15 protein-coding genes are annotated in these 15,626 nt (G+C 58.6%); 4 read left to right on the forward strand and 11 right to left on the reverse strand.

Annotated elements, in window-relative coordinates; genetic code table 11:
• Nucleotides 1-540: 540 nt before the first annotated feature.
• Nucleotides 541-3,831, forward strand: a complete 3,291-nt coding sequence (gene rne / locus AC6I7J_RS11955; protein ID WP_498005768.1) for a ribonuclease E — start codon at nt 541-543, stop codon at nt 3,829-3,831.
• Between the two features lie 179 nt (nt 3,832-4,010).
• Here rne and flgL read toward each other — a convergent pair whose 3' ends face one another.
• The 11 genes from flgL to flgB all read right to left on the reverse strand — a co-directional run bounded on the left by flgL (nt 4,011) and on the right by flgB (nt 13,901).
• On the reverse strand, nt 4,011-4,976 hold the full coding sequence (flgL, locus tag AC6I7J_RS11960; protein ID WP_058775424.1) for a flagellar hook-associated protein FlgL: 966 nt from the start codon (nt 4,974-4,976) through the stop codon (nt 4,011-4,013).
• Between the two features lie 17 nt (nt 4,977-4,993).
• On the reverse strand, nt 4,994-6,637 hold the full coding sequence (flgK, locus tag AC6I7J_RS11965; RefSeq protein ID WP_021506414.1) for a flagellar hook-associated protein FlgK: 1,644 nt from the start codon (nt 6,635-6,637) through the stop codon (nt 4,994-4,996).
• A 116-nt stretch (nt 6,638-6,753) separates the two neighbouring features.
• Nucleotides 6,754-7,695 carry a flagellar assembly peptidoglycan hydrolase FlgJ gene (gene flgJ, locus AC6I7J_RS11970; RefSeq protein WP_021506415.1) on the reverse strand — a complete coding sequence of 314 codons (942 nt, stop codon included), beginning with the start codon at nt 7,693-7,695 and terminating at the stop codon, nt 6,754-6,756.
• Entirely contained in the window at nt 7,695-8,744 is a 1,050-nt protein-coding gene (locus AC6I7J_RS11975) for a flagellar basal body P-ring protein FlgI (RefSeq protein ID WP_240656212.1), read from the reverse strand. Before AC6I7J_RS11975 ends, flgJ begins: the two co-directional genes overlap by 1 nt.
• A gap of 69 nt (nt 8,745-8,813) precedes the next feature.
• On the reverse strand, nt 8,814-9,524 hold the full coding sequence (locus tag AC6I7J_RS11980) for a flagellar basal body L-ring protein FlgH (RefSeq protein ID WP_021506417.1): 711 nt from the start codon (nt 9,522-9,524) through the stop codon (nt 8,814-8,816).
• Nucleotides 9,525-9,586: 62 nt separating this feature from the next.
• Nucleotides 9,587-10,369, reverse strand: coding sequence for a flagellar basal-body rod protein FlgG (gene flgG / locus AC6I7J_RS11985; RefSeq protein ID WP_021506418.1), 783 nt, complete (start codon nt 10,367-10,369; stop codon nt 9,587-9,589).
• Nucleotides 10,370-10,386: 17 nt separating this feature from the next.
• Nucleotides 10,387-11,145: a flagellar basal body rod protein FlgF gene (locus AC6I7J_RS11990; protein ID WP_058759464.1), complete on the reverse strand. Its 759-nt coding sequence runs from the start codon at nt 11,143-11,145 to the stop codon at nt 10,387-10,389.
• A 20-nt stretch (nt 11,146-11,165) separates the two neighbouring features.
• Nucleotides 11,166-12,368 (reverse strand): flagellar hook protein FlgE, encoded by a 1,203-nt coding sequence (gene flgE / locus AC6I7J_RS11995; protein ID WP_021506420.1) that lies wholly within the window; start codon nt 12,366-12,368, stop codon nt 11,166-11,168.
• Nucleotides 12,369-12,393: 25 nt separating this feature from the next.
• Complete coding sequence (flgD, locus tag AC6I7J_RS12000; RefSeq protein ID WP_021506421.1) at nt 12,394-13,068, reverse strand: flagellar hook assembly protein FlgD; 675 nt, start codon at nt 13,066-13,068, stop codon at nt 12,394-12,396.
• A 12-nt stretch (nt 13,069-13,080) separates the two neighbouring features.
• Complete coding sequence (flgC, locus tag AC6I7J_RS12005) at nt 13,081-13,485, reverse strand: flagellar basal body rod protein FlgC (protein ID WP_021506422.1); 405 nt, start codon at nt 13,483-13,485, stop codon at nt 13,081-13,083.
• 2 nt (nt 13,486-13,487) lie between these two features.
• The gene (gene flgB, locus AC6I7J_RS12010; protein ID WP_021506423.1) at nt 13,488-13,901 is read right to left on the reverse strand and encodes a flagellar basal body rod protein FlgB; all 414 of its coding nucleotides are present in this window, start codon (nt 13,899-13,901) and stop codon (nt 13,488-13,490) included.
• Between the two features lie 154 nt (nt 13,902-14,055).
• Between flgB and flgA the strand changes: the two genes are divergently transcribed.
• The 3 genes from flgA to flgN all read left to right on the forward strand — a co-directional run bounded on the left by flgA (nt 14,056) and on the right by flgN (nt 15,561).
• Nucleotides 14,056-14,715, forward strand: coding sequence for a flagellar basal body P-ring formation chaperone FlgA (flgA, locus tag AC6I7J_RS12015; RefSeq protein WP_021506424.1), 660 nt, complete (start codon nt 14,056-14,058; stop codon nt 14,713-14,715).
• A 106-nt stretch (nt 14,716-14,821) separates the two neighbouring features.
• The gene (flgM, locus tag AC6I7J_RS12020; RefSeq protein WP_498005771.1) at nt 14,822-15,124 is read left to right on the forward strand and encodes a flagellar biosynthesis anti-sigma factor FlgM; all 303 of its coding nucleotides are present in this window, start codon (nt 14,822-14,824) and stop codon (nt 15,122-15,124) included.
• 5 nt (nt 15,125-15,129) lie between these two features.
• Nucleotides 15,130-15,561 carry a flagellar export chaperone FlgN gene (gene flgN, locus AC6I7J_RS12025; protein WP_058769621.1) on the forward strand — a complete coding sequence of 144 codons (432 nt, stop codon included), beginning with the start codon at nt 15,130-15,132 and terminating at the stop codon, nt 15,559-15,561.
• Nucleotides 15,562-15,626: the final 65 nt, after the last annotated feature.

Raw genomic sequence — 15,626 nt, forward strand, 5'->3', positions numbered from 1 at the left:
CCACCCCTTTTTCTGTGCTTAACTCTGACTTTATCGCCGCGTTACGCGGCCAGAATGCTGGCTTTTTCAACGATGCGATGATTACCCCTGCAAATGAACAGGTTAAGGATGAACAAACTTCACAGCTCGGTAAAAGTCGCCTTGCTATAAGTTGCTAAGCAATGGAATAATGCAGAGGTTTCTGTCCTGGAAAGAGTCAGGCAGGAAAAAGAGCGAAATTAAGGTATTTTGCCGGATGAAACGGACACGCAGCAATGGCGTAAGACGTGATGTTTAATCAGGCACTTAGCGGGCTGCGGGTTGCGGCCTGGACGACAGACTGGGATGTGTGGATTTTTGAATACTCTGTAGCACTTCCACCTTCAGGCGCTGGTTTTCCTTATGAAAAACAGGCCACCGACAAGATTTGCGCCCCTTTAGCCGCCGACAACCGTGAGGTTGACGTCAGTGCATGCAGACACGGGGCCATCGGTTGATTCTCGTCCAGGGTAACGATGCCCGCAGCTTTATCACTCATGTGAGAATAACGAGTAAGTCACGATGAAAAGAATGTTAATCAACGCAACTCAGCAGGAGGAGTTGCGCGTTGCCCTTGTTGACGGACAACGTCTGTACGATCTGGATATCGAAAGCCCCGGACACGAGCAGAAAAAAGCCAACATCTACAAAGGTAAAATCACACGTATTGAACCCAGCCTCGAAGCTGCGTTTGTTGATTACGGTGCCGAGCGTCACGGTTTCCTCCCTCTGAAAGAAATTTCCCGCGAATACTTCCCTGCTAATTACAACGCGCATGGCCGTCCGAACATCAAAGATGTGCTGCGTGAAGGCCAGGAAGTGATCGTACAAATCGATAAAGAGGAGCGCGGTAATAAAGGGGCAGCACTGACCACCTTTATTTCGCTGGCCGGTAGCTATCTGGTGCTGATGCCCAACAACCCGCGCGCTGGCGGCATTTCCCGCCGTATCGAAGGTGACGACCGTACCGAGCTGAAAGAGGCGCTGTCAGCGCTGGAGCTGCCGGACGGCATGGGCCTGATCGTGCGTACCGCTGGCGTCGGCAAATCTGCCGAATCGCTGCAGTGGGACCTCAGCTTCCGTCTGAAGCACTGGGAAGCCATCAAAAAAGCCGCAGACAGCCGCCCGGCACCGTTCCTGATTCATCAGGAAAGTAACGTGATTGTGCGCGCCTTCCGCGACTACCTGCGTCAGGATATCGGTGAAATCCTTATCGATAACCCGAAAGTGCTGGAGCTGGCGCGTCAGCACATCGCCGCGCTCGGTCGTCCGGACTTCAGCAGCAAAATCAAGCTGTACACCGGTGAAATTCCGCTGTTCAGCCATTACCAGATCGAATCGCAGATTGAATCGGCGTTCCAGCGCGAAGTGCGCCTGCCGTCCGGCGGTTCTATCGTTATCGACAGCACCGAAGCGCTGACCGCCATTGATATCAACTCCGCCCGCGCTACACGCGGTGGTGATATCGAAGAGACCGCCTTCAACACTAACCTGGAAGCCGCCGACGAGATTGCCCGTCAGCTGCGTCTGCGCGACCTCGGTGGTCTGATTGTTATCGACTTCATCGATATGACGCCTGTGCGCCATCAGCGCGCCGTGGAAAACCGTCTGCGTGAAGCGGTACGTCAGGATCGGGCGCGTATCCAGATCAGCCACATTTCACGCTTTGGTCTGCTGGAGATGTCGCGTCAGCGCCTCAGCCCGTCACTGGGTGAGTCCAGCCATCACGTCTGCCCGCGCTGTAGCGGCACCGGCACCATTCGTGATAACGAATCGCTGTCGCTGTCGATCCTGCGTCTGATTGAAGAAGAAGCGCTGAAAGACAACACCAAAGAAGTGCACGCCATTGTGCCGGTTCAGGTGGCCTCTTACCTGCTGAACGAAAAACGTGAAGCGGTCAGTGCGATTGAGAAACGTCAGGGCGGCGTGCGTGCCATCATCGTGCCAAACGATCAGATGGAAACGCCGCACTACTCGGTGCTGCGCGTGCGCAAAGGTGAAGAGACGCAAACCCTCTCCTATCACCTGCCGAAACTGCATGAAGCTGAGATGGCGCTGCCTTCGGAAGAAGAGCACGCTGAGCGTCGTCGTCCGGAGCAGCCAGCACTGGCCGCCTTCGTGATGCCAGATGCACCACCGGCTCCGGTTGAAGTAAGTGAACAGAGCCAGCCGGCAGCGGTTGACGTCAAAGCCAAACCGGCGGTCGCAGCACCCGCGACCGTCAGCACCGGTTTTGTTGCGCGCCTGCTGGGTGGCCTGAAAAAACTGTTTGCTGGTGATGCCCCCGCCACAGCCCCTGCTGAAGAGAAGACCGAAGCGAAAACGGCTGACGGTGAGAATACGCAGCAGCGTGGTGAGCGTCGTAACAATCGCCGCAACAACAACAATCGCCGCGAGCGCACGCCGCGTAACGGTGAGCATGCGCAGAGCCGTGAAGGCCGTGAGCCACGTGAAGCGCGCGAGCCGCGTGAACCCCGTGAGCCTCGTGAAGCCCGCGAGCCACGCGATCAGGATAACCGCCGTAACAAGCGTCAGAATGACGCGCGCGGTGAGCGTCCGGCGCTGACTGAAGAGCAACTGCAGCAGCGTGATGAGCAGCAGCAACAGCGTCGCGAACAGCGTGCTGAGCGCCAGCGTCGTCGTCAGGAAGAGAAGCGTGCGCAGCAGGAACCGCAAGTTGCTGAGCAGGTGCCTGTTGTTGATAGCGTTGATGACAGCGTTGCGCAGGAAGACGAACGCGTTCAGGTTATGCCGCGTCGCAAACAGCGCCAGCTCAGTCAGCGCGTGCGCGTAGGTGACAACGCTGACGCGATGCCTGCTGAGCTGCCTGCCGCTGCCGTTACTGAAGCGGTGCAGGAAAACAGCCAGCGCGCCCAGCTGAAAGAGCAAGTTGAAATCGCTCAGGATGAGCAGGATGACAGCGAGAACCGTGACGGGGCCAACATGCCGCGCCGTTCACGTCGCTCACCGCGTCATCTGCGCGTCAGCGGTCAGCGTCGTCGTCGCTATCGTGACGAGCGTTACCCTACGCAGTCTGCGATGCCGCTGGAAACAGCAGCTGCCTCACCAGAGATGGCGTCAGGCAAAGTGTGGATCACTTATCCGGTCACGCAGACTCACGAGCACTTCACCTCTAACCAGGCGCTGAACGAAATGCCAGACTATGGCTATCAGGATGCCGCGCCGGCGGAAGAACTGCCTGTGGCTGTCGAAGCCGCTGCCGTGGCACAGCCAGAAACGCCAGCGCCAGAAGTGGTGCATCAGGCTGAACCGCAGGCGCACACTGAAGTGCCGGTGGTGAATACTGATGACCTGACGCCAGTGGCGGCACCGGTTGATCACCAGCCAGCAGTGATTTCCGCAGCCGATGAAGCAGTTGCACAGGAAACCGCAGCAGAAGCGCAACCGGCTGTTACGCCTGCCGAAGAGACGCCGCCATTGGTTACCGAAGTGGTTACCGAAGCGGTTAGCGCAGCGGAACAGGCTCCGATCGAGGTGTCACCCGCGGTTGAAGCGCAGGTAGAAGAAGTGCTGTCCGCGCCGGTAGCGGCCGAAGCACCTGTCGCGCCGGTCACCGAACCGCACGCACCGGTTGCCGCCCGTGATACCGGGGTCAGCCATGCTGAGACCCGCTTTAAGCATCACGCTACGGCGCCGATGACCAAAGCACCGGCACCGGCATGGGAACCTGAGCCCGTGCGCCACAGTGACTGGGTCCGTCCGGCCTTCAACTTCGAAGGACGCGGTTCAGCCGGTGGTCATAGCGCCACGCATCAGGCTACCGCACCGGCTACCCGTCCGGAAAGCGCGTAAGCCTCTGCTATAGCACTACCGTCTCCAAACCCCGGCTGGTCCGGGGTTTTTTATTGCCCGCATTCTCCCCTCCCACCTGACTAAACACCCTGATTACAAGCCAAAAAAAATCCCACGGCCCTCGCAGGCAGTGGGAAAAACTAAGCGTACCCGGTTTAAGTACGCTCAAACAGTCAGGTTTATTTATTCATCTGGAACAGCGACATCTTCGACATATCGCTGAAGGTAGTGTACGACGCCTGCAGCAGCTGCTGCTGCATGGTATAGGTAGAAATGGCTTCGGTGTAATCGACGTTAACCAGCGTGCTCATCTGATCTTTCAGCGTCACCTTGCGGTCGTCACCTTTTGCATCCAGCGTATCCAGTTCGTCCAGCTGGGTACCAATCTCAGAACGCACCGCCAGCACGTTGTTCAGCGAGTTGCTGAAGCCACGGTTGGCCTTGTCCATCGCCGCGCTGAAGGTCTGTTTAGTGGCATCGTCAGCGTCATTCTGCGGCACTTTCAGCGCTGCAATGGCGTCATCCAGCATATCGAACAGGTTAGTCTGGCTGGGGCTGCCATCCGGCTCCGGCTTGGCGTTGCTGGTCAGCTGGTCAAAAATTGAATTACCGGTATGGCCCACCGTCATGGTGCGTTCGCTGTCGACTTTCTGAGTGATCGCGTCGCTGCCACCGCTATAGATGATTTTACCGCTGGCATCTTCAGTGAACGGCGGCTTGTCGGACGCATAGCCGGCAAACAGGTAGCGGCCGTTCCCGTCTTTGCTGTTGGCCAGGTTGAGCAGCTGCGAGCGAATGCCCTCCAGCTGGGTAGCATAAGAGGCGCGGTCATCGTCACTCAGCGAGCCGTTACCGGCGCTGATCAGCGTGGATTGCGCCGACTGAATCGCCGTCGTGACATCACTCAGCGTGCTCTCTTCCAGCGACAGGCCCTGATTCGCGAACGAACGCGCCAGCGCGAACTGGCTGTCGCGCGCCTGCGTCTGCGACAGCACCACGGCGCGCGAAGCGGCGATCGGATCGTCAGACGGATTGGTCACGCGGCGACCGGTTGACAGTTGTTCACCCGCTTTCAGCCAGGAGGATTGCGCGTCAGTGACGCCGCGCACCTGCTGGTCGAAAATCATATTGGTACTGAGTCTCATCGGTCAGGCCTCCCGTATTAACCGCGAATGCTCATCAGAGCATCGAAAATGGTATTGGCGGTTTGCAGTACCTGCGCGTTCGCCATGTAAAATTGCTGATATTTGCTCAGGTTGGCGTACTCTTCGTCGAGGTTTACGCCAGAAACCGACTGCTGACGTTCAGTCAGCTGCGTCACCACGCCCTTCTGGGTGGTGGCGGCGGTTTCGAGGTTTTTGGTTTTGTTGCCGACGGTGCTCACCAGGCTGGCATAACCTTGCGCCAGCGTGGCGTTACCGTTAATCAGTTTGGCATCCTGCAGGTCCAGCAGCTTTTGCGCGTTACGGTTATCGCTGGCGCCACCCGCAGCCGAAGCTGCCGCGATCTGCGATTCACTGGTGATAGCCACTGACATGCCGCTAATCACATCCTGCACCGGTTTGACCAGGAAGCTGTCTTTGGCGTTAGCCGTTCCATTTACCGTTAATGACAGTCCGTCAAAGCTCATGGTGGTATTGCCGGCACCGTCGCTGCCCATGGTCGGCGTCACTTTCACGTTGTCCGAAAGACGCGTCACCGACCAGTTACTGCCGTCATAGCTGACGCTGTAGTTAGAGGCTTTCATCGCCCCGGTATCGGTCCAGCTGGCACTGACGGTAGCGGCAGAGGTGTTTTTGCTGTTGGTCACCACTGTCGGGCTACCAATATTGAAGAAGTTGATGCCGGTGTTGCCTTTGCTGTCATAGCCCTGGCTGTGCACCTGGTTGAAGCTGGTGGTAAATGCCGCTGCCAGCTGTCCGAGCTGGTTCTGCGCGTTATCCAAATCCTGGGTACGGAACGCCAGCAGGCCCCCGAGCGAACCGGTGGTCAGCGTTTTTTCCGGGATCTCAACGTTACCGGCCTGCTTATCGACATAGCCCACGGTAATGCGCGACGCATCGCTGCTGGAAGGCATGGCGATCAGCGAGGTGGTTTTGCTGCCGTTGACCAGCGTGGTGTTGCCCATCGAGACGATATAGTTACCGTCCTGCTGCGACACGTTCACGCCGACCAGGCCATTCAGGTTATTAACCAGCTGATCGCGCTGATCAAGCAGGTCGTTAGGCGCAGAGCCGCCGCCGGTGGTCAGCTTAGCGATCTGCGTGTTGAGATCGGCAATCTGGCTGGAGTAGGTGTTGATCTGCTCGACGCTGGCTTTGATGTCCGTATTGACGCTGTTTTGCATGCTGGTCAGATACTGTGCGGTGGTCTGGAACTGGTTAACCAGTCCCTGCGCATAGCTCAGCATAGACTGACGCGCAGAAGGATCGTCCGCGTTACTCACCACGTTCTGCACGTTAGTGAAAAAGCTCTGAATCGAGTCAGACAGGCTGGTGGTCGACGTCGACAGCAGATCATCAATATTCGAAATCTGGTTGTACTGTGAATTGACCGCGCTGTAGTTGGCGCTGTTACCGCGCAACTGGGCGGTAATAAACTCATCGTATTCACGCTGCACGCCGGTCACGTTGACGCCGTTGCCATAATAGTTGCTGCCCTGCAGCGTACTGTTGGCCTGCGACAGCAAAATCGTCTGGCGCGAATAACCGGCCACGGTGTAATTACTGATGTTGTTACTGGTGGTGCTTAATGCGGCCTGTGCGGCGCTCAGCCCGCTCATCGCGGAGTTAATTATGCTGGACATCTCGGTTCCTTTTTCCCGTTAACCGGGCTGGCAGTCATCAGTGCGATTGCGCGGGCCACAACGCCCGCGGCATGTGAAGGTTATCGGCGTGCTTAAGCGAAACTTGAGCGGAAAAATCAGAACAGGTCGGTGAAATCCTGGCTGTAAGCCTTAACCACTTTTTCGCCCATGTTTTTGAATTGCTGGATCATTCCTACCAGTTTCTGCGCATATTTCGGGTCAGTCGCATAGCCAGCCGCCTGCAGCGCGCGCGCGCCCTGCTCGGCGCTCGGTGCGTTCGCCACCGCCGCATAACGTGGGTTACTGGAAATCAACCGCACGTAATCGCTGAGCGCTTCGAAATAGGAGCCATAAACGCGGAAGGTGGCGCGCACTTTCTTCGCTTCACCGCCCTCGTATTCCGTGGTCATGATGTCGGTGGTTTCGCCCTTCCAGTCGCCGCTGGCTTTGATCCCGAACACGTTGTAGCTCGGCTTACCGTCGCGCGTCAGGATCTGCCGCTGGCCCCAGCCTGACTCCAGTGCCGCCTGCGCCAGAATCAGATGGTGAGGAATGCCGCTCTGCTGGCTGGCCACTTTCGCCGGCTGCGCCAGCTGGGCGATAAACTCATTGCTGTCACCCGGCAGGCTGGCCGGCGAGACCGGCAAACGCGGCACCGCTTTACGCACCATCTGCTCCAGCTGCGTGGGCGCCATGCTGCTATAGATGAAGCTGTTATCCAGTTTCATCGGCACGGTACCGGCGCTTTCGTCCGGTGCCTGCGCTGGCTGCATCTGTTTGACAATGGTGTCGGCCAGACCCAGCCCGCGCTTGCCGATTTCCTGCGCAATCTGCTGATCGTAAAGCGAGGTGTAAAGCCGCGTCTGATCGTTGCTCAGCATGCCATCCTGCGGCAGCGCTTCACGCATGCTCTTCAGCATCATCTGCACGAACATCCCTTCGACCTGCTTCGCCACCTGCAGCGCTTTGCCTTTCGGATCCACGGCAGCCTGGCGTTTCAGTTCGTTCAGCGAGCGGCTGTCATACGCCGCGTTCATCAGCGATTGCGTATCGGTCATCAGATAATTTCCAGCTTCGCGCGCAGGCAGCCCGCGCTCTCCATCGATTGCAGAATCGACATCAGCTCAATCGGTGTCGCACCCAGCGCATTCAGCGCCCGCACTACGTTGTTCAGGTTGGCACTGGCGTTAACCCGCTGCAGCGCGCCGCCGCTCTGACGCAGATCGATCTGCGTTTGTGTGGTGGCAACCGTCTGACCACCGGCAAACGGCGTATCCGGCTGGCTGACGTTCTGCTGCTGATTAACCGTGACCGACAGGTTGCCCTGCGCCACCGCACAGGTGTTGAGCGTCACTTCGCGATTCATCACCACCGAACCGGTGCGCGAGTTAATGATCACTTTGGCGTCTTCCAGTGGTACCGACACGTCGATGTTCTGGATCTCCGCCAGCAGACGTACCTGCGAGCTGTTATTTGGCGACACGCGGATTTGCACGGTACGGGCGTCAAGCGGCAGCGCTGACCCCACGCCACGGCTGTTGATGGCATCAGCAATGCGCTGCGCCATGGTGAAATCTTCGTTGTTAAGCTGCAGGTTGATGGTGTTCTGGCTGCCGAAGTTGCTCTGCAGCTCGCGCTCCACGGTGGCGCCACCGGTAATGCGGCCGCCGTTGAGCTGGTTAACCTGTACGCTGCTGCCACCGGCCGAGGCACCCGCCCCGCCGACCAGAATGTTACCCTGCGCCAGCGCGTAAACCTGGTTATCGACGCCCTTCATTGGCGTCATCAGCAGCGTACCGCCGCGCAAGCTTTTGGCGTTACCCAGTGAGGACACCACCACATCAACCGTCTGTCCCTGACGGGCAAACGACGGCAGTTTGGCGGTGACCATCACCGCCGCCACGTTTTTCAGCTGCATGTTGGTGCCGGCAGGCACGGTGATGCCCAGCTGCGACAGCATGTTACTCACCGTTTGCGTGGTGAACGGCGTCTGGGTGGTCTGGTCACCGGTGCCGTCAAGGCCAACCACCAGACCGTAACCAATCAGCTGGTTATCGCGTACGCCCTGCACGCTGGTGAGATCGCGGATGCGATCGGCCTGCGCCATCAGGCTGCTGATGCCGAGCAACAGGCCCAGGCCCAAACGCAGCAGTGTAGTGTTTTTCATCATGACCTCTTACATCGGCGAGACGTTCAGGAAGAAGCGCTGGAACCAGCCCATGGTCTGCGCCTCATTGATATAACCGTTACCGACGTACTCAATACGTGCATCGGCGACCTGCGTTGACAGCACCGCGTTGCTGGCGCTGATGGTGCGCGGGTTCACTACGCCAGAGAAGCGGATGAATTCGGTGCCTTGGTTGATTTCAATCTGTTTCTCGCCGACCACGCGCAGGTTGCCGTTCGACAGCACCTGGTTAACGGTGACGGTGATGGTGCCGGTAAAGGTGTTGTTGGCGGTTGCGCCACCTTTGCCAGCGAAATCGTTTTTGCCATTGGCGTCAAGCGCGGCTTTTTCGCCGCCGGCGCCCACCAGTCCGGCCAGGCCGGTTGGGATGGCGCTCAGGCCAAAGCTGTTGCTGCCGTCGCGGCTGGCATTGGCTGAAGAGCTTTTGCTGGCGCTGACGTTTTCCTGCAGCGTAATGGTCAGGGTGTCACCAATGTTACGTGGACGACGATCCTCAAACAGCGGCTGATAGCCGTAGTTGAGCGGCGCCACGCCCTGAAAAATGGAACCGTTCACCACCGGCGGTGCGGATGGCGTCGGCTCAGCCGTCGTCGCACCCTGTACCAGTGGCGTGCGCGGCACCAGCGCACAACCGTTAAGGGTCAGTAGCAGCGTGGCTACTAACCAATGCCCAGGCTTGAGAATCACTTGCTTCGCCACGGAGTTCTGACCTTTTTCATGTTCTTAATCGGGCCAAACGCGCTGGCCCAACGATCCCGGCATTACAGCTGGGTTAACTTCTGCAGCATCTGATCGGAGGTGCTGATCGCTTTGCTGTTGATCTCATAAGCGCGCTGTGTCTGGATCATGGTCACCAGCTCTTCCGCCACGTTGACGTTGGAGGTTTCCACGTAACCCTGATACAGCAGACCGGCCCCGTTCTGACCCGGCGTGCTTTCGGTCGGCGCACCGGAGGCCTGGGTTTCCTGATAGAGGTTTTCCCCGACGCTATCCAGTCCGGCATCGTTCATGAAGGTGCTGAGCGTCAGCTGGCCAACCTGTGCCGGCTGCGTCTGCCCCTGCTGTGTCACCGTCACCACGCCGTCACGCGCAATGGTGATGCTGGTGGCGTTCGCCGGAATAGTGATGCCTGGCTGCACCGGAAAACCGGCGTTGGTCACCAGCTGGCCGTTCTGGTCCACCTGGAAAGATCCGTCGCGGGTATACGCCGACGTACCGTCCGGCATCTGCACCTGGAAATAGCCCTGACCATTAATCGCCACATCTTTTGAGTTACTGGTCTGCGACAGGTTGCCCTGGTTGTGCAGACGTTCGGTGGTCACCGGACGCACACCGGTACCGATCTGCAGGCCCGACGGCAGCGTGGTCTGTTCTGACGACTGCGCACCCGGCTGACGCAGGGTCTGGTACATCAGGTCTTCGAACACCGCGCGTGAACGCTTAAAGCCGTTAGTGCTGACGTTCGCCAGGTTGTTGGCGATGACGTCCATGTTGGTCTGCTGTGCGTCAAGACCGGTTTTCGCGATCCATAAAGAACGAATCATTGTGTTTTCCTTAAGCCTTAGCTGCTCATATTGAGCAGCTGATTAGCCCGCTGTTCGTTTTCATCGACGTTGGAGATCACTTTCATCTGCATCTCAAAACGTCGGGCGTTGGCGATCATGTCGACCATGGTTTCCACGGGCTTCACGTTGCTGCCCTCCAGCACGCCCGGCATCACCTGCACGGTCGCGTCATTCGGCAGCGCCGCGCCGCGCTGTGCCTGAGTGGCGGCGCTGGGACGGAACATGCCGTCATCACCGCGCGTCAGTTCCTGGCCTGTGGCACGTACCAGCTTCAGCCGTCCGAGCTGCACCGTGGCGTTCGGCGCGTCACCGGCGTTAAGCGCGGTGATGGAGCCGTCGGCGGCAATGGTCAGTTGCGCGCCCTGCGGCACGGCAATCGGACCGCCATCGCCCATCACGGGATTGCCCTGAATGGTCAGCTGGCCGGTCGGGCTGATCTGCATGTTACCGTTGCGGGTATAAGCTTCACTGCCGTCAGCGGTACGCACCGCCAGCCAGCCATCCTGCTGCACCGCCACATCGAGCGGACGCTCGGTGTAATCGAGCGAGCCCTGCGACATATCGGCACCCGGCGTCGAAGCAGCGACCAGCGTACGTGTTGGCAGCGACCAGCCGTTGACCGGCACCGCGCGCAGCGCATTGAGCTGAGCGCGAAAGCCCGGCGTCGAGGCGTTGGCGAGGTTGCTGGCGGTGACAGACTGTTGCTCCATCGTCTGACTGGCCGCGCCCATCGCGGTATATATTGCGTGATCCATAAAGCAATCCCGTTAGCGTATTAACGAAGGTTGACCAGGGTGTTAAGAATCTGGTCCTGCGTTTTGATGGTCTGGCTGTTGGCCTGATAGTTACGCTGGGCAACGATCATATTCACCAGCTCTTTACTCAGGTCGACGTTGGACGCTTCCAGCGCGCCGGAGGTCAGGTTGCCGTAGGTACCGGTGCCTGCCAGACCGACTGCCGCCTGGCCCGAGGAGTTGGTCGCCGACCAGACGTTATCGCCTTCGGACTTCAGCCCTTCCGGGTTAGAGAAACTCGCCAGCACAATCTGACCCAGCAGCTGGGTTTTCTGGTTGGAGTAAGTCCCGGTGATGGTGCCGTCATCGTTGATGGTGTAGCTGGTCAGATCGCCCGGTGCATAGCCATCCTGGGTTGGGTTACCGAAGTTGGTTTTGCCGGTGTTCTGCTGCAGGCTGCCGAGCACGCTGAGGCTGACGGCCTGGTTGGCCGCGGCACCGTTGGCACCCTGAATGGTCAGCGCCACGGTGCTGGCCGAAGTCAGGTTACCGCTGGTATCGAATACCATGTTGAAGTTACCGGCAGCCTGACCAGTGGTGGAATCAATCGCGTGCACCGTCCAGTTGTTGTCGGCCGTTTTGACGTAGTACAGATCCAGCGCGTGGTCGTTACCCTGCGAGTCGTACACGGTCACGGTGCTTTTGGCGTTGTAAGTATCCACGTTGGTTGCCGTGAACGCACCGCCGGTTGGCACCGCATCGGTTGAGTTCAGGTTGGATACCATGGTGGCGGTAGTGGTAGCGCGCGCCGACATCTGGGTGGTCGGAATGCTCAGCGCGACCGGGTTGGCACCGGCCTGAATGGTTGGCGGGGTGCCGTTAGCCGGATAGCCGGTTACGGTCAGGCCCTGGGTGTTCACCAGGTTACGGTTTTCGTCCAGCGTGAACTGGCCGTTACGCGAATAGAACACGCCGCCGCTGGCGTCGGTCAGACGGAAGAAACCGTTGCCGCTCAGCGCCACGTCCAGCCCACGGCTGGTAGAGGTGGTGGTGCCGTCGTTAAAGTTCTGAATCACCGCTGCGACTTTGGTACCCATACCGACGTTCGAACCGGCGAACATATCGGCAAACGCGATGGTGCTGGATTTAAAGCCGGCCGTCGCCGAGTTGGCGATGTTGTTACCAATAACGTCGAGGTTGCTGGAGGCAGCGCCCAGGCCGCTCACCGCTTGTGAAAATGACATGCTATTTCTCCTGCTAAGAGGTTAGTCAGAGAATCTGACGAATTTCATCGAGGGTCGCGGAGCCCATGGTGCCGAGATCCAGTTTTGCGGTGTTATTCACGGTGCTGACGCCGTTGACATAGGCGTAGTTCAGCGGCTGTGCCACCAGTTGGGTGCTGCCATTGCTGGCGGCGAGTGAAACCGTATATTTGCCGTCCGGTGCGGCGCTGCCATCGTCCATCTTGCCGTCCCACGAGAAGGTGTGAACGCCGGCGCTGAGACCGCCGAGATCGATAGAGCGCACTACGCTGCCGTTACCATCTTTGATGGTGACGCTGGTGGCGGTCGACGCGGTGCCCAGCTCCACGCCAAACGGCGTGCTGGTGCCGCTGCCGACCAGCACCTGGCTGCCCTTCACCATCACGCCATGGCCGATCAGCGTTGAGCTCTGCAGCGACTGGCTGGTGCTGATCTGACCGGAGATCGATCCCAGCGTGGTATTGAGTTTTTCAATGCCGCTCAGGGTGTTGATCTGCGTCAGCTGGGTTGTCAGCTGACTGTTGTCCATCGGGTTAGTCGGGTCCTGATTTTTCAGCTGCGTCACCAGCATGTTCAGGAACTGGTTTTGCAGATCCTGCGCGCTGTTGCCGCTGCCGGTGCTGCTGCTGGAGCTGAGGACCGTGGGGTCGAGGTTGTCTTTAATCCCTACTGCAAGGCTCATAATGCGTCTCCGTTACTGACCCATGGTGAGGGTTTTCATCATCATTGACTTCACCGTGTTCAGCACTTCGACGTTGGCCTGATAGCTGCGCGACGCGGACATGGTGTTAACGGTTTCGGCGACCACGTCGACGTTAGGCATTTTGACGTAGCCTTTCTGGTCAGCCAGCGGATTACCCGGGTCATACACCAGTTTGGCGGGCGTCGGGTCGTTCACGACACCGGCCACTTTGACGCCGCCGGTGGCCGCGCCCTGAGCGGCATCGGTCTGGAAAATCACCTGCTTCGCCACGTACGGCTGACCGTCCGGCCCGGTGACGCTGTCGGCGTTGGCCAGGTTACTGGCGCTGACGTTGAGCCGCTGTGACTGTGCGGTCATCGCAGAACCGGCGATATCAAAGATATTCAGCAATGCCATGATTATTGCCCCTGCAGAACGCTCATCATGCCTTTGATCTGGCTACTGATGAGGGTGAGATCGGTTTGGTATTTCAAGCTGTTATCCGCAAACTGCGTACGCTCGCGATCCATATCCACGGTGTTACCATCCGCGGCAGGCTGATCGGGAATGCGGTACAGCAGATCCAGTGCGGGCTGTGAATTGGTCTGCGCTTCAATGTGACGTGATGACGTGACATTGAGCGCCAGGCTGCTGCCTTCGGCACGGCCGTTCTGCATCACCTTGCTCAGCTGGCTGGCAAAGTCGATATCCCGCGCCTGGTAGCCCGGGGTATCGGCGTTGGCAATGTTAGACGCCAGAATCTCCTGGCGCTGCGCCCGCAGGTTTAATGCTTCTGTACCAAATCGCAGCGCGGCATCGAGTTTGTCGAGCATGCTTCCTCCGCGAATGAGAATTTCGAGCTGACAGCTTAATGGGACAAAAGCAAGGGCTATCGTCTGAATAGCAGCAAAAATCGTGGCTATTTTTCACCTTGAATTTTTGGTGCGCGGAGTAGACTCAGTGCCATCTTTTCGACAGGAGGCGTTGATGCGTACAACTTCTTCCCTGCTGGCCCTGCTGTGGCTGGCCTTCGCGACGCCCGGCTATGCCGCCGATCTCAGCGCGCAGCTGACTCAGTTCTTTCAGGCGCGCGATCCGCAGCACGCCGCCGGTATGACCGTGGTGGTGCGCACGCCGCAGACGCAGTGGCCCGCCTGCGACACACCGCAGCTGCTGCTGCCGGGGAACAGTCGCCAGTGGGGCAATCTGAGCATTGCCGCCAGCTGCGGCCAGAATCGTCGCTATCTGCAGGTGCAGGTGCAGGTCACTGGCGAGTATCTGGTGGCCAATCGTCAGCTGGCGCGTGGCAGCAACGTCAGCGCCAGTGACTTCCGCCTGGAAAGTGGCCGGCTGGACACGCTGCCGGCGCGCGCGCTGCTCAGCAGCAGCAATCTGGCGGACGCCATTGCCCTGCGTGACATTGCGCCAGGCCAGCCGGTGACGGCCACTATGCTGCGCCAGCCGTGGCGGGTGAAAGCCGGTCAGAATGTGATGGTGATTGCCAGCGGCAACGGCTTTAATGCCAGCAGTGAAGGTCGTGCGTTAAACAACGCCAGCGCGGCGCAGACGGTGCGCGTGCGCATGAGCAATGGCCAGGTGGTAAGCGGTCGTGTCAGCGAGGATGGGAATATTCTGATATCGCTATAAAGCGTTAAAGAACGCTGTTGTTCTGCCGATAGAGATATCAACAATGATATTACCCTATGCTGACTCAGTTGGCTGATCCCCAACTGACCCTAACAGGAGCCACACCATGAGTATCGACAGAACGCAGCCTTTAAAACCGGTGAGCACTGTACAAACCCGTGACAGCAGCGAAAACCAGGCAAAAGTGCGTCAGAACAGCGCACCGGCCACCAGCACCAGCCAGAATGGTGCGGAAGTGACGCTGAGTCCCGCTCAGGCGCAGCTGATGCAGCCGGGCAGCAAAGATATTAACACAGCGCGCGTAGAGCAGCTGAAGACCGCCATTCGTAATGGTGAACTGAGAATGGATACCGGTAAGATCGCCGATGCGCTGATCGCCGATACCAGGGCGTTTTTAGAGGGTAAATAGTCCCGATGGATAATCTGCTGACCACCTTAGATAAAATGCAGGATGTGCTGAGTTCGCTTAACGTCGTGATGGATGAAGAGCAGCAGCAACTTTCTGCCGGACGGATCAATGGCAACCTGCTGCAGCGCATTACAGAAGATAAAAGCGCGCTGCTGACGACGTTGAATTATCTGGACGAAATGCGCCGCAAAACCGAGCTGTCGCTGGGTACCAAAGCGCCTTATCGTGGTCACAGTGATATCGCACGCCGCTGGCACAGCATTCAGCAACATACCCAGCGTCTGCGCGACGCCAATCAGCACAATGGCATGCTGTTGCAGCATCAGATGACCTTTACCGAACAGGCGCTGTCGGTGCTGAAACCGCATCAGACCCAGTCGTTCTACGGTCCGGACGGTCGTGGTTTAGGCCAGACCACGCTGAGCCGCAAAGGCTAAACGCAGCCGTGCTGCGGGTCCGCTGAATCAGGGTCGCCACGCCGGGCGACCCTTTTTTATTGTGC

The organism is Type-C symbiont of Plautia stali, from assembly GCF_059730935.1.